The sequence below is a fragment of the Flavobacterium sp. UW10123 genome, from assembly GCF_040538975.1.
Lineage (GTDB): Bacteria > Bacteroidota > Bacteroidia > Flavobacteriales > Flavobacteriaceae > Flavobacterium.
Genome location: NZ_JBEWQE010000046.1, coordinates 1 through 247 on the forward strand (window position 1 = coordinate 1; position 247 = coordinate 247).

Below are 247 nucleotides of genomic sequence, written 5' to 3' on the forward strand. Positions count from 1 at the left end.
CGATGAGGGGTTCGAACCCCCGACCCCCTCGGTGTAAACGAGGTGCTCTGAACCAGCTGAGCTAATCGCCCTATTTTACTAGGTTGCTATCATTTTGTGATTGCGAGTGCAAATATACATTTAGAATTTATATTTACAAGCCTTTTAGTTGAAAAATTTTGTGGGCGATGAGGGGTTCGAACCCCCGACCCCCTCGGTGTAAACGAGGTGCTCTGAACCAGCTGAGCTAATCGCCCTATTTTACTAG

At 47.0% G+C, this 247-nt stretch carries 1 tRNA gene; it reads right to left on the reverse strand.

Annotated features, from left to right (window positions below):
• Positions 1–161 precede the first annotated feature (161 nt).
• Positions 162–236 (reverse strand) — tRNA-Val (locus tag ABXT06_RS22730).
• Positions 237–247 lie beyond the last annotated feature (11 nt).